Here is a 12461-nt window from a genome sequence, read left to right as displayed (position 1 = left end):
GGACGTAGGGACGTAAGCGGTACGAAGGCGCCCACCCGCCGGCCGGCCGAAGCCGGGTGGCGGGTGGGCGTTCGTGTGCGCGCAGGCGGGACGCCTGGCGTCAGCAGCCCAGCAGGCGCGTGGCCAGGTACCCCTCGATCTGGTCCAGCGACACCCGCTCCTGCTTCATGGAGTCGCGCTCGCGGACCGTGACCGCGTTGTCCTCCAGGGTGTCGAAGTCGACCGTGACGCAGTACGGGGTGCCGATCTCGTCCTGGCGGCGGTAGCGGCGGCCGATCGCGCCGGCGTCGTCGAACTCGATGTTCCAGTGCTGGCGCAGCGCCTGGGCGAGACCCTTGGCCTTCGGCGACAGGTCGGGGTTGCGGGACAGCGGGAGCACCGCGACCTTCACCGGGGCGAGGCGGTGGTCGAGCCGCAGCACCGTGCGCTTCTCCATCTTGCCCTTGGCGTTGGGCGCCTCGTCCTCGACGTAGGCGTCGAGCAGGAAGGCGAGCATCGCCCGGCCGACACCGGCCGCCGGCTCGATGACGTACGGCGTCCAGCGCTCGCCGGCCTCCTGGTCGAAGTAGGAGAGGTCCTGGCCGGACGCCTTGGAGTGGGCGCCCAGGTCGTAGTCGGTGCGGTTGGCGACGCCCTCCAGCTCGCCCCACTCGTTGCCGCCGAACCTGAAGCGGTACTCGATGTCGGCGGTGCGCTTGGAGTAGTGGGAGAGCTTCTCCTTCGGGTGCTCGTACCAGCGCATGTTCTCCTCACGCAGGCCGAGGCCCGTGTACCAGTTCCAGCGCTGCTCCATCCAGTACTCCTGCCACTTCTCGTCCTCGCCCGGCTTGACGAAGAACTCCATCTCCATCTGCTCGAACTCACGGGTGCGGAAGATGAAGTTGCCCGGCGTGATCTCGTTGCGGAACGACTTGCCCATCTGCGCGATGCCGAACGGCGGCTTGCGGCGCGAGGTGGTCTGCACCTGGGCGAAGTTGGTGAAGATGCCCTGGGCGGTCTCCGGGCGCAGGTAGGCGACGGAGCCGGTGTCCTGGGTCGGGCCGAGGTGGGTGGAGAGCAGACCGGAGAACTGCTTGGGCTCGGTGAACTGGCCCTTGTTGCCACAGTTGGGGCAGTTGACGTCCGCGAGACCGTGCTCCGGCAGGCGGCCGTGCTTGGCCTCGTACGCCTCCTCCAGGTGGTCCGCGCGGAACCGCTTGTGGCAGGAGGTGCACTCGGTCAGCGGGTCCGTGAAGGTGGCGACGTGGCCGGAGGCCACCCAGACCTCGGTGGCCAGGATGACGGACGAGTCGATACCGACCACGTCCTCGCGCGACGTCACCATGTAGCGCCACCACTGGCGCTTGAGGTTCTCCTTGAGCTCGACACCCAGCGGTCCGTAGTCCCAGGCGGCGCGCTGGCCGCCGTAGATCTCACTGCTCGGGAATACGAAGCCACGGCGCTTGCTCAGGCTGACGATGGTGTCGATCTTGTCGGCGGCCACGGTGCTCTCTTCATTACGACGACGGGCGACGAAGCGAGATGCTTCCAGCGAATGCTTCAGGTTACCGGCGCAGGCTCCCCCTCGGCCAAATCGGTGGGCCCGCGGAGCCTCCCCAGATGCTTGTTGACAACGGTTTCCATATTTGTTGAAAATGACTCTCATGAACGCAAGACGACGCCTCATACCCGCGGCCGCTGTACCGACGGCCGTCACGACCGCCCTCGGCATAGTGGCCCTCTCCGGCTGCTCCAGCGACAGCGCGGCGGCGGGTGACACCGGGAAGTTCGACGTCGTCGCGTCGTTCTATCCCATGGCCTTCCTCGCCGAGCGGATCGGCGGCGACCACGTCCACGTCACCAGTCTCACCCAGCCCGGCCAGGAGCCGCACGACCTGGAGATCAGCGCCAAGCAGACCGCGCAGCTCCAGGAGTCCGACGCGGTGCTCTACCTCAAGAACCTCCAGCCCTCCGTCGACGACGCGGTGGCCCAGTCCGAGATCAAGACGAAGATCGACGCCGCCTCCCTGACCACCCTGGAGAAGCACGGCAACGAGGTCGGCGGGCACGCGGCGGAACACGACACCGAGCAGGGCGAGGAGGCCGGCGGCGAGGACCCGCACATCTGGCTCGACCCGGTGCGTTACGCCCAGGTCGCCCAGGGTGTCGGCAGCGCCTTCGAGAAGGCCGACCCCGACCACGCGGCCGACTACAAGAAGAACACCGCGGCCCTGGTCAAGAAGCTCGGCGACCTCGACAAGCAGTTCAAGGACGGCCTGGCGAACACGAAGACCAAGGTCTTCATCACCACGCACGCCGCGTTCGGCTACCTCGCCGAGCGCTACGGCCTCACCGAGGAGGCCATCAACGGCCTCGACCCCGAGTCGGAACCCAGTGCCGCCCGGGTCAAGGACCTTGAGAAGATGGCGCGGGCCGACGGCGTCACCACCGTGTTCTACGAAACGCTCGTCAGCGACAAGACCGCGAAGACCATCGCAGGCGACGCGGGCCTGAAGACGGACGTCCTCGACCCGATCGAGGGCATCACGGACAAGTCCCGCGGCAAGGACTACTTCTCGGTCCAGGAAGCCAACCTCAAGGCGCTCCAGAGCGCCCTGGGCAGCAAGTGACCGCACCGACCGGCACGGAGGACGACATGGGCGCGACCAGTGGCAACGGCGATCCCGACCCCGACCCCGTCATATCCCTGCGCGGCGTACACGCCGAGCTGGGCTCGCGCCCCGTCCTGCGCGGCATCGACCTCACCGTGCACCGCGGTGAGGTCGTCGCGCTGCTCGGCGCCAACGGCTCCGGCAAGTCGACCGTGATCCGCGGCATCATCGGCCAGGTTCCGCTCAGCGCCGGCACGGTCGAACTGTTCGGCACGGACCAGGGGCGGTTCGAGGACTGGCGGCGTGTGGGCTACGTACCGCAGCGCACCACCGCCGCCGGCGGCGTCCCCGCGACGGTCACCGAGATCGTGGCCTCCGGGCGGCTCTCCCGCAGCCGGTTCGGCCCCTTCCGCCGGGCCGACCGCGCGGCCGTGCACCACGCGCTGGAACTCGTCGGCCTGGCCGACCGGGCGAGGGACTCCGTGGACGCCCTCTCCGGCGGCCAGCACCAGCGGGTGCTGATCGCGCGTGCCCTGGTCGCCGAACCCGAGCTGCTGATCATGGACGAGCCGATGGCGGGCGTCGACCTGGCGAGCCAGGAGGTGCTGGCCCGGACGCTGCGCGACCAGGTCGCGCAGGGCACCACCGTCCTGCTGGTCCTGCACGAACTCGGCCCGCTGGAGCCGTTGATCGACCGGGCGGTCGTCCTGCGCGACGGCGGCGTGACGCACGACGGCCCGCCGCCCCGCGCGGCCTGTCACCCCGCTCCCGCGGACTCCTCGGGCAGCGGGTACCCCCGGCCCGGCCACGACCACGTGCACCCGCACGCCCCCGCCGACGCCGAACCGATCCGCACGGGACTGCTGAGCTGATGGACTTCCTGAACTACGCCTTCATGCAGCGGGCCCTGCTCGCCGCCGTCCTGGTCGGCATCACCGCCCCCGCCATCGGCATCTACCTCGTCCAGCGCCGGCAGGCCCTGATGGGCGACGGCATCGGCCATGTCGCGATGACCGGCGTCGGCCTCGGCTTCCTGCTGTCCGCCTCGCCGGTGTGGATGGCCACCGCCGTCTCCGTGCTCGGCGCGGTCCTCATGGAGCTGATCCGCTGGTACGGCCGCACCCGCGGCGACATCGCCCTCGCGATGCTCTTCTACGGCGGCATGGCCGGCGGTGTCATGTTCATCAACCTCGCGCCGGGCGGCTCCAACGCCAACCTGACCTCGTACCTGTTCGGCTCGCTGTCGACCGTGTCGCAGTCCGACGTGCTGGCGATCTGTCTGCTGGCCGCGTTCGTGGTCCTGGTCACCCTCGGTCTGCGCCGCCAGTTGTTCGCGATCAGTCAGGACGAGGAGTTCGCCCGGGTCACCGGGCTGCCGGTGCGGGCGCTGAACCTGCTCACGGCGGTCACCGCGGCGGTCACCGTGACCGTCGCGATGCGCGTGGTCGGGCTGCTGCTGGTAAGCGCGCTGATGGTGGTCCCGGTGGCCGCCGCCCAGCAGCTCAGCCGCAGTTTCGCGGCGACTTTCGCGATCGCCGTCGCCATCGGCGTCAGCGTGACGATCGGCGGCACGATCACGTCGTACTACCAGGACGTGCCGCCCGGTGCGACCATTGTTCTGCTGACCATCGCCGCGTTCGTCCTGCTGACCGCGCTGGCCACGCCGCTGGCCCGGCGCCGCGCCCGGGCACTCGCCGCCGCGCAGGCCGCCGGCGCCCCCGCGGAGCGTACGGTTCCGGTCACCCGGGGGGCGAGCGAGGAGGTCGGCGTCTGACTGAGCGTAGGCCGGGCTGGCACAATGACCCGGCAGATGCTGATCCGAGGAGGCAACCGGTGACGACCGCTGGACCGCCCGTGAAGGGCCGCTCGACCCGTCAGCGGGCCGCCGTGGCGGCGGCTCTGAACGAGGTCGACGAGTTCCGCAGCGCCCAGGAACTCCACGACATGCTGAAGCACAAGGGCGACTCGGTCGGTCTGACCACGGTCTACCGCACGCTCCAGACCCTCGCGGACGCCGGTGAGGTCGACGTTCTGCGCACCTCCGACGGCGAGTCGGTCTATCGGCGCTGCTCCACCGGCGAGCACCATCACCACCTGGTCTGCCGGGCCTGCGGCAAGGCGGTCGAGGTGGAGGGGCCCGCGGTGGAGAAGTGGGCGGAGGGCATCGCGGCGGAGCACGGGTTTGTGAATGTGGCGCATACGGTGGAGGTTTTTGGGACCTGTGCGGAGTGCGCCGCAGGTTGAGCGGGGTGGGGAGTGTTGGGTTCGTGGTCGGGTGCGGGTGGGTGGGGGGTGGTCGCGCAGGTCCCCGCGCCCCTGGGTGGGATCGTGTGCCCTCGGGGGTGAGGGCGACCCGTGATTGGTGTGGCCGTTCCGGGGCGTGGTCGGGTGCGGGTGGGTGGGGGCTGGTCGCGCAGTTCCCCGCGCCCCTGGGTGGGACGGTGTGCCCTCGGGGGTGAGGGCGGGGGGCCCGTGGGTCAGGGGGTGGTGGGGGCGTTGTTGTCCGTGGGCTGTAGTTCGTTCGGGATCGCGCCGCCGAAGCGGCGGTCGCGGGAGGCGAACTCGATGCAGGCACGCCACAGGTCACGGCGGTCGAAGTCGGGCCACAGGACGTCCTGGAAGACCATCTCGGCGTAGGCGCTCTGCCACAACAAGTAGTTGGAGGTGCGCTGCTCTCCGCTCGGACGCAGGAACAGGTCGACGTCCGGCATGTCGGGGTAGTAGAGGTACTTCTGGATGGTCTTCTCGTTGACCTTGGCCGGGTCGAGGCGGCCGGCCTTCACGTCCTCGGCCAGCGCCTTCGCGGCGTCGGCCAGCTCGGCACGGCCGCCGTAGTTCATGCAGAAGTACAGCGTGAGCAGGTCGTTGTCCTTGGTCTGTTCCTGGGCGACCTGGAGTTCCTTGGCGACCGACTTCCACAGCCTGGGCATCCGGCCCACCCAGCGCACCCGGATGCCGAGGGCGTCGAGTTCGTCGCGGGTCTTGCGGATGAAGTCGCGGTTGAAGTTCATCAGGAAGCGGACCTCGTCAGGCGAGCGCTTCCAGTTCTCCGTGGAGAAGGCGAAGAGCGAGATGTTGCGGATGCCGATCTCGACGGAGCCCTGGAGGACGTCGAGGACGCGTTCGGCGCCGACCTTGTGTCCCTCGGTCCGCGGCAGGCCGCGTTCCTTGGCCCAGCGGCCGTTCCCGTCCATGACGATCGCCACGTGCCGCGGGACCAGCTCGCCGGGCAGCTTCGGCGGCCGGGCCCCGGACGGGTGCGGCTCCGGTGACTTGTACTCGCGGCGCTGGCGTCCCAGGATCCCGCGTACGGCCATGTGCTCTCGTCTCCCTCTACAACTTCCGCGCCGTTCTCGCCGACGCCGTACCTATGACTTTTCCACGTACCTCAGTGAGCGCAGTCCGCGCTCCAGGTGCCAGTGCAGGTAGGCGGACACCAGTCCGTTCCCCTCCCGGACGTACCGCGGCTCGCACGCGTCCGCGGCCTCCCAGTCTCCCGTAAGGAGCGCGCCGAGGAGGACCAGGGCCTGCGGCGAGGGTACGACGCTGCCCGGCACCCGGCAGTCCACGCAGAGACAGCCGCCGGAGGCGACCGAGAAGAAGCGGTTCGGGCCGGGCATCCCGCATTTCGCGCAGGCGCCGAAGCTGGGGGCGTAGCCGTTGACGGCGAGGGAGCGCAGCAGGAAGGCGTCGAGGACCAGATGGGGCGCGTGCTCGCCGCGGGCCAGCGTGCGCAGCGCGCCGACGAGCAGCAGGTACTGCTGGACGGCCGGCTCGCCCTCGTGGTCGGTGAACCGCTCGGCGGTCTCCAGCATGGCCGTTCCGGCGGTGTAGCGAGCGTAGTCGGTGACGATCCCGCCGCCGTAGGGGGCGATGGTCTCGCTCTGGGTGCACAGCGGCAGCCCGCGGCCGACGAGTTCGCTGCCGCGGGCGAAGAACTGCACGTCGACGTGGGAGAACGGCTCCAGCCGGGCCCCGAACTTCGACTTCGTCCGCCGTACGCCCCGGGCCACGGCCCGCACTCGCCCGTGCCCGCGCGTGAGCAGCGTGATGATCCGGTCCGCCTCGCCCAGCTTCTGGGTGCGCAGCACGATGCCGTCGTCGCGGAACAGACTCATGGGCCCCATTGTGCCCTCATCCCGCTGCTGCTCCCGCCGCCCGGCCTCCGTCCGGCGCCGGGCCTCACCCCACCCCGCGGGACTCCTGTGCCGCGCGTGACTCGATGCCGCGGAAGTGGACGGCCATCGCGTGCTGCGCTCCGGCGACGTCCCGGGCGCGCAGCGCAATAACGATGTCGCGGTGGCGGCGGACGGTGACCTCGGGGGCCGGGTCGTCGGTCCAGCCGCGGGCGCCGGCGACCCGCCGGTACACCGTCCAGAACGCGCCGAGGAACTGCGGCACCAGGGCGTTGCCCAGCGGGGCGTAGAGCAACTCGTGGAACTGGCGGTCGAGTTCGGGGAACGGACGGCCGGACCGGCCCGCCGCCTCCATCCGGGTCACCACCGACTCCAGCCGGTCGAGCGCCGGGTCGGTCACCGCCGGCACGACCCGGCGGAGCAGCCCCTCCTCCAGCACCTCGCGGACCTGGAGCAGTTCGGCCAGGGCGCCGGGGTCGTCGTCGTGCCGGGTGAGGGTGCGGAAGGTCAGGCCGTCGACCAGGGGGGTGAGGCCGGCCTGGCCGACGTAGGTGCCGTGGCCGTGCCGGATCTCCACGATGTCGAGGGCCTGGAGCGCCTTGAGGGCCTCGCGGACGGAGTTGCGGCTGACGCGGAGGGCGTCCATCAGCTCCGTCTCGGTGGGCAGCGGCGCACCGGGCCGGAGCTTGCGGTCGAGGATCAACTGGACGACCGCGCGCTGTATCCGGCTGTTCCGGGGCTCCCCTTCGGGCATGCGCCGCATCGTACGCGCACCGGACGTCCCACGTCCCATCTCCGGCCGCGGCAGCACCAACTCCCGCCATTTCCCCGTGCCATTGGTGCGACCTCTGGCGGCTACGCCATTCGTGTGCGATCCCTTGACCGGTCCCACGCACCCTCCTATCGTCGCGCTGATCGGCCGGACGTAGGACGTCGTATCTCCAGGACTGGATCCCGTCTCATCCCCCCATATCGCTCGATTTCCGTTCAGAATCCTGCTTGATATCCGTTCAGCCCCTCGCCTGCTTCCGCAGCAGTTCCCGTGTCCCGACGCCTCCCCCCGCCCCTCCTCATGTCCCCTCCCCGTGCCTCCCTCGCCCTGCCCTCGCCCTCCGTATCCCTTGAGAACCCCGTTCCGGACCCTCTGGAGGAACCGTGCGCGACGATGTGACCCACGACGGGCCGGCGCTGCACCGCCGGTCGTTCCTGAAGTACAGCGGCGCGCTGGGCGTGGCCGGCGCGCTCTCCTCGTCGCTCGCGGCCTGCTCGTCCGGGCCCCAGTCGACGAACGACACCGGCGGCGGGGGCGGCGGCAGCACGCTGACCGCGGTCATCGGTTACGGCAACGACGGCAGCTGGGACCCGACGCAGACGGCGTCCGCGTTCTGCATGGCCGCCAACAACCACATCTACGAGGGGCTGCTGGACACCGACCCGATCTCCCGGGACCCGTACCCGGCGCTGGCCACCCGGGTGCCGGCCGATCCGAACGCCACCACCTGGCGGTTCTCGCTGCGCCCCGGCGCCCGGTTCCACGACGGGAAGCCGGTGACGGCCGACGACGTCGTCTTCGTCTTCGACCGGATCCTCGACCCGGACACGCAGACCCTGGCCAAGGGTTTCTTCGAGAGCTGGCTCCAGGAGGTCCGCAAGGTCGACGCGCAGAACGTCGAGCTGGTGCTCAAGTTCCCCTTCCCCGACGGGCTCTCCCGGCTGACGCTCGCGAAGATCATGCCGAAGCACGTCTACGCGCAGCCCGGTGCGTGGGACGACGCGATCCGGGGCAAGGCGATCGGCTCGGGCCCGTACCGGCAGACCGCGCACCACCCGAAGTCGAACACCACCTTCGAGGCGTTCGCCGACTACAACGGCCCGCGCAGGCCCGCGTTCAAGAAGATGAACTGGCTGACCATCGTCGACGCCGCCCCGCGCGTGGCGAAGATCTCCGGGGCGAGCGCCGGGGCGCAGATCGCCGACAACATCCCGTACGCCAACATCTCCCGGCTGGAGCAGGGCGGGCTGGACGTGGCGGGCGGGGCCGGGATGAACAACCTGTTCCTGATGTTCAACACCGCGCGCAAGCCCTTCGACGACGTCCGGGTGCGCCAGGCGCTGCACTACGCCATCGACACGGAGAAGATGGTCGCGGTCGCGCTGAAGGGGCACGGCAAGCCGTCCTCGTCGTTCCTCAACGAGGGCAACCCCTCCTACCGGCGGGCCAGAACGGTCTACGACCACGACCCGGCCAAGGCGAAGGAACTGCTGGCCGCCGCCGGGGTGAAGAACCTGAAGATCGACATCCTCGCGGTGAACGTCAGCTGGATCGTCGACTGCCTGCCGACCGTCAAGGCGTCCTGGGACGCGATCGGCGTGGAGACGACGCTGTCCCCGCAGGAGACCACGGCCGTGTTCACCAAGATGGACCAGAAGCAGGACTACCAGGTCGTCGCCGCCGCCTCGAACCCCAACCAGTTCGGCCTCGACGCCGACCTGATCATGCATTACAACTACGGGCCCACCAACCTGTGGATGGGGTACACCCGGTGGGCGGGCGACCCGGTGGCCAGGCAGTTGTTCAAGGACATGGACCGGGCGACCCGGGAGCCGGACCCGGACCGGAAGAGGGCGATGGTCCAGGACTACATCGACGTCGTCGCCGAGCAGGCCGTGCTGTATCCGGTCGTCCACAACGAGCTGATGACGGCCTGGAACCCGAAGCGGCTCACCGGCATAAGGGCACAGCCGTACCCCGGCATCAACCTCCTCCAGGCCAAGTGGGTCTGACGGCATGACGGCCGTCGTCCGGATCCTGCTGCGCCGTGTCGCCCTGCTGGTGCCGCTGCTGCTCGGCATCGTGCTGTTCGTGTTCCTGGTGATGCGGTTCTCCGACGTCGACCCGGCGTCCGCGTTCTTCCAGGGGGCCAACCCGACGCCCGAGCAGCTGCACGAGTTCCGGGAACGGGGCGGGCTGCTCGACCCGCTCCCGGTGCGCTACGTCCACTTCGTCGGCGATCTGCTCCACGGCGACCTGGGCACCAGCGCGCTCACCCGGGCGCCGGTCGTCGACCAGGTCACCACCGCGCTGCCGCTCACCCTCCAGCTGACCTTCCTGGGCCTGGGCATCGCGGTGGTGCTGGCGCTGATCGGCGGGGTCACCGCGGCGATCTACCGGGACCGGCTGCCCGACCAGGTCATCCGGGTCGTCTCGCTGACCGGGGTGGCCGCGCCCGCCTTCTGGCTGGCGCTGCTGATGATCCAGTACCTGGCGGTGGACCTGGGCTGGTTCCCGACCGGCGGCTACATCAATCCGGCGGACTCGCTCACCGGCTGGCTGCGCACGATGACGCTGCCCGCGCTCGCGCTGTCGCTGCCGGTCGCCGCGCAGCTCACCCGGATCGTGCGGACGGCCGTGGTGGAGGAGCTGGACAAGGACTACGTGCGGACGGCGATCGGCAGCGGGCTGCCGCCGCACGTGGTGGTCGGCCGGAACGTGCTGCGCAACGCGCTGGTCAACCCGCTGACCGTGCTCGGACTGCGGGTCGGCTATCTGCTGGGCGGCGCGGTGGTCATCGAGACGATCTTCTCACTGCCCGGCATGGGCAAGCTGATGATCGACGCGGTGCAGAACGGCGACCCGGCGGTGGTGCAGGGCGTGGTGCTGACCACGGCCGCCGGGTTCGTGGTGGTCAACCTGGTCATCGACATCCTCTACCTGCTCGTCAACCCGCGACTGAGGGATGCGGCCTGATGTTCACGCGCAAGAGCCTCACCGAACGGCTGGCCCGGCCCGGCCTGCGGCTGCGCGGCTGGCGCCGGCTGCCGCCGCTGTCGAAGACCGCCGTCTGCGTCCTGGCCGTCGTGGTCCTCGCCGCCCTGCTGGCGCCGCTGCTCGCCCCCGACGACCCGCTGGACCAGCAGGACCCGGCCGGCGGCACCGGGCACCCCTCGGCCGCGCACTGGATGGGCCAGGACAGCCTCGGCCGGGACATCCTCAGCCGGCTGATGTACGGGGCGCGCTGGTCGCTGGCCATCGGTCTGGGCGCGACCGCGCTCGCCCTCGTGGTGGGCGCGCTGCTCGGGGCGGTGGCGGCCACCTCCCGCAAGGCCGTCGACGAGACGCTGATGCGCTGCCTCGACGTGGTGATGGCCTTCCCCGGCATCGCGCTGGCCGCGGTGCTCGTCGCCGTGTTCGGCGGCGGCATCGGCGTGCTGATCTGCGCCATCGCGTTCCTGTTCACCCCGCCGGTGGCCCGGGTGGTCCGGGCGAACGTGCTCGACCAGTACGGCGAGGACTACGTGACGGCCGAACGGGTCATCGGCGCCCGCACCCCGCACATCGTGCTGCGGCACGTCGCCGTGAACTGCGCCGCCCCGGTGCTGGTGTTCTGCACCGTCCAGGTCGCCGAGGCCATCGTCTTCGAGGCGTCGCTGTCGTTCATCGGCGCGGGCGTCCGGCCGCCGGACCCCTCGTGGGGCAGCGTCATCGCGGACGGCAAGAACATGGTGCTGACCGGCGGCTGGTGGGCGACCGTCTTCCCCGGGCTGCTGATGCTGGTCACCGTCCTGTCCCTGAACGTCCTCGCCGAAGGCGTCTCGGACGCCTGGGCGGCACCGGCGGCCCGCGAGGTGGACGCGCGGGAGCACCAGGACCGGCTCCAGGCGCCGGAGCCCGGCGGCGGCGAGGTGCTGCCGCTGCCCGGCCTCGCCGACGCCGCCCGGCGGCTGCGGTCCCGGGCCCGTCCGCTACCCGGCCCGGACGGGCAGCCGGTGCTCGCGGTGGAGAACCTGGCCATCGGTTTCACCGACCGGCACGGCGGTGTGGACGTCGTCGACGGGATCAGCTTCGAGGTGCGGCCCGGCGAGGTCCTGGGCCTGGTCGGCGAGTCGGGCTGCGGCAAGTCGCTGACCGCGCTCGCGGTGATGGGCCTGCTGCCCAGGGGCGCCCGGGTCAGCGGCCAGATCCGCTTCGGCGGGCGGGACCTGCTCGCCGAGCCGATGCGCGTCCGGCGCCGGCTGCTCGGCCACGAGATGGCGATGGTCCACCAGGACGCCCTGTCCTCGCTGAACCCGGCGATGACCGTCCGCGCCCAGCTGAAGCAGCTGGTACGGCGCGGCGGGCGGCGCAGCGCCGCCGACCTGCTCGCCCAGGTGGGCCTCGACCCGGAGCGCACCCTGCGCAGCTATCCGCACGAGCTGTCCGGCGGGCAGCGCCAGCGGGTCCTGATCGCGATGGCGCTGTCCCGTGATCCGAGGCTGATCGTCGCCGACGAGCCGACGACCGCCCTGGACGTGACCGTGCAGGCGCAGATCATGGAGCTGCTGCTGCGGCTGCGGGCCGAGCTGGGCTTCGCGCTGGTCCTGGTCTCGCACGACCTGGCGCTGGTCGCGGACGTCACCGACCGGGTGGTGGTGATGTACGGCGGGCAGATCGTGGAGAGCGGGGTGACCGCGGACCTGGTGGCGGCGCCGGCCCACCACTACACCCGCGGGCTGCTCGGCAGCGTGCTGTCGCTGGAGTCGGCGGCCGAACGGATGACGCAGATCCGCGGGGTCGTCCCGGCCCCGGCCGACTTCCCCGCGGGCTGCCGGTTCGCGGACCGCTGTCCCCTGGCGGGCGAGGTGTGCCGGACGGCCGCGCCCGTCCTGGCGGGCACCGCCACGCACACGGCGGCCTGCCACCACCCGGCGGTCGGCCTGACGACGACGGAGAGCGAGGCGGTCACGTGACCGGCGA

11 protein-coding genes are annotated in these 12461 nt (G+C 70.8%); 7 read left to right on the top strand and 4 right to left on the bottom strand.

Translation table 11 applies throughout. The annotated features are described in order from the left end of the window. Window positions 1–100: 100 nt before the first annotated feature. Complete coding sequence (locus ACFY2B_RS09960; protein WP_390762630.1) at window positions 101–1483, bottom strand: glycine--tRNA ligase; 1383 nt, start codon at window positions 1481–1483, stop codon at window positions 101–103. Window positions 1484–1643: 160 nt separating this feature from the next. On the opposite strand from ACFY2B_RS09960, the gene ACFY2B_RS09955 reads away from it, so the two are divergent. From ACFY2B_RS09955 to ACFY2B_RS09940, 4 genes are read left to right on the top strand one after another with little or no spacing between them, the layout of a single operon-like run. Beyond that, window positions 1644–2609, top strand: a complete 966-nt coding sequence (locus ACFY2B_RS09955; protein ID WP_390762629.1) for a metal ABC transporter substrate-binding protein — start codon at window positions 1644–1646, stop codon at window positions 2607–2609. A 26-nt stretch (window positions 2610–2635) separates the two neighbouring features. Then, window positions 2636–3463, top strand: a complete 828-nt coding sequence (locus ACFY2B_RS09950; RefSeq protein ID WP_390762628.1) for a metal ABC transporter ATP-binding protein — start codon at window positions 2636–2638, stop codon at window positions 3461–3463. Then, the gene (locus ACFY2B_RS09945) at window positions 3463–4365 is read left to right on the top strand and encodes a metal ABC transporter permease (RefSeq protein WP_390762627.1); all 903 of its coding nucleotides are present in this window, start codon (window positions 3463–3465) and stop codon (window positions 4363–4365) included. The genes ACFY2B_RS09950 and ACFY2B_RS09945 overlap by 1 nt, the downstream gene beginning before the upstream one ends. A 59-nt stretch (window positions 4366–4424) precedes the next feature. Continuing rightward, window positions 4425–4835, top strand: coding sequence for a Fur family transcriptional regulator (locus ACFY2B_RS09940; protein WP_376531500.1), 411 nt, complete (start codon window positions 4425–4427; stop codon window positions 4833–4835). Between the two features lie 233 nt (window positions 4836–5068). On the opposite strand, the gene ACFY2B_RS09935 is transcribed toward ACFY2B_RS09940, so the two are convergent. The 3 genes from ACFY2B_RS09935 to ACFY2B_RS09925 all read right to left on the bottom strand — a co-directional run bounded on the left by ACFY2B_RS09935 (window position 5069) and on the right by ACFY2B_RS09925 (window position 7490). Beyond that, window positions 5069–5908 carry an isoprenyl transferase gene (locus tag ACFY2B_RS09935; protein WP_390762626.1) on the bottom strand — a complete coding sequence of 280 codons (840 nt, stop codon included), beginning with the start codon at window positions 5906–5908 and terminating at the stop codon, window positions 5069–5071. 51 nt (window positions 5909–5959) lie between these two features. Continuing rightward, the gene (gene recO / locus ACFY2B_RS09930) at window positions 5960–6709 is read right to left on the bottom strand and encodes a DNA repair protein RecO (RefSeq protein WP_376531496.1); all 750 of its coding nucleotides are present in this window, start codon (window positions 6707–6709) and stop codon (window positions 5960–5962) included. A 64-nt stretch (window positions 6710–6773) separates the two neighbouring features. After that, entirely contained in the window at window positions 6774–7490 is a 717-nt protein-coding gene (locus ACFY2B_RS09925; RefSeq protein WP_390762625.1) for a FadR/GntR family transcriptional regulator, read from the bottom strand. Between the two features lie 392 nt (window positions 7491–7882). On the opposite strand from ACFY2B_RS09925, the gene ACFY2B_RS09920 reads away from it, so the two are divergent. The 3 genes from ACFY2B_RS09920 to ACFY2B_RS09910 are packed head-to-tail and all read left to right on the top strand — an operon-like array spanning window position 7883 to window position 12454. Continuing rightward, on the top strand, window positions 7883–9511 hold the full coding sequence (locus ACFY2B_RS09920; RefSeq protein WP_390762624.1) for an ABC transporter substrate-binding protein: 1629 nt from the start codon (window positions 7883–7885) through the stop codon (window positions 9509–9511). A gap of 4 nt (window positions 9512–9515) precedes the next feature. Continuing rightward, window positions 9516–10475, top strand: coding sequence for an ABC transporter permease (locus ACFY2B_RS09915; RefSeq protein ID WP_390762623.1), 960 nt, complete (start codon window positions 9516–9518; stop codon window positions 10473–10475). Further along, the gene (locus ACFY2B_RS09910; RefSeq protein WP_390762622.1) at window positions 10475–12454 is read left to right on the top strand and encodes a dipeptide/oligopeptide/nickel ABC transporter permease/ATP-binding protein; all 1980 of its coding nucleotides are present in this window, start codon (window positions 10475–10477) and stop codon (window positions 12452–12454) included. Before ACFY2B_RS09915 ends, ACFY2B_RS09910 begins: the two co-directional genes overlap by 1 nt. Window positions 12455–12461 lie beyond the last annotated feature (7 nt).

The sequence above is a fragment of the Streptomyces sp. NPDC001270 genome, assembly GCF_042896695.1.
Taxonomy (GTDB): domain Bacteria; phylum Actinomycetota; class Actinomycetes; order Streptomycetales; family Streptomycetaceae; genus Streptomyces.
Note: the sequence above shows the minus strand (reverse complement) of the source record. Positions and strands in the feature narration are given on the sequence as shown.

Excerpts from the sequence above, each read along its gene's own strand:
- ACFY2B_RS09955 (WP_390762629.1), top strand. The coding sequence starts at position 1,644 with ATGAACGCAAGACGACGCCTCATACCCGCGGCCGCTGTACCGACGGCC.
- ACFY2B_RS09950 (WP_390762628.1), top strand. The coding sequence starts at position 2,636 with ATGGGCGCGACCAGTGGCAACGGCGATCCCGACCCCGACCCCGTCATA.
- ACFY2B_RS09945 (WP_390762627.1), top strand. The coding sequence starts at position 3,463 with ATGGACTTCCTGAACTACGCCTTCATGCAGCGGGCCCTGCTCGCCGCC.
- ACFY2B_RS09935 (WP_390762626.1), bottom strand. The coding sequence starts at position 5,908 with ATGGCCGTACGCGGGATCCTGGGACGCCAGCGCCGCGAGTACAAGTCA.
- recO (WP_376531496.1), bottom strand. The coding sequence starts at position 6,709 with ATGAGTCTGTTCCGCGACGACGGCATCGTGCTGCGCACCCAGAAGCTG.
- ACFY2B_RS09925 (WP_390762625.1), bottom strand. The coding sequence starts at position 7,490 with ATGCGGCGCATGCCCGAAGGGGAGCCCCGGAACAGCCGGATACAGCGC.
- ACFY2B_RS09915 (WP_390762623.1), top strand. The coding sequence starts at position 9,516 with ATGACGGCCGTCGTCCGGATCCTGCTGCGCCGTGTCGCCCTGCTGGTG.
- ACFY2B_RS09910 (WP_390762622.1), top strand. The coding sequence starts at position 10,475 with ATGTTCACGCGCAAGAGCCTCACCGAACGGCTGGCCCGGCCCGGCCTG.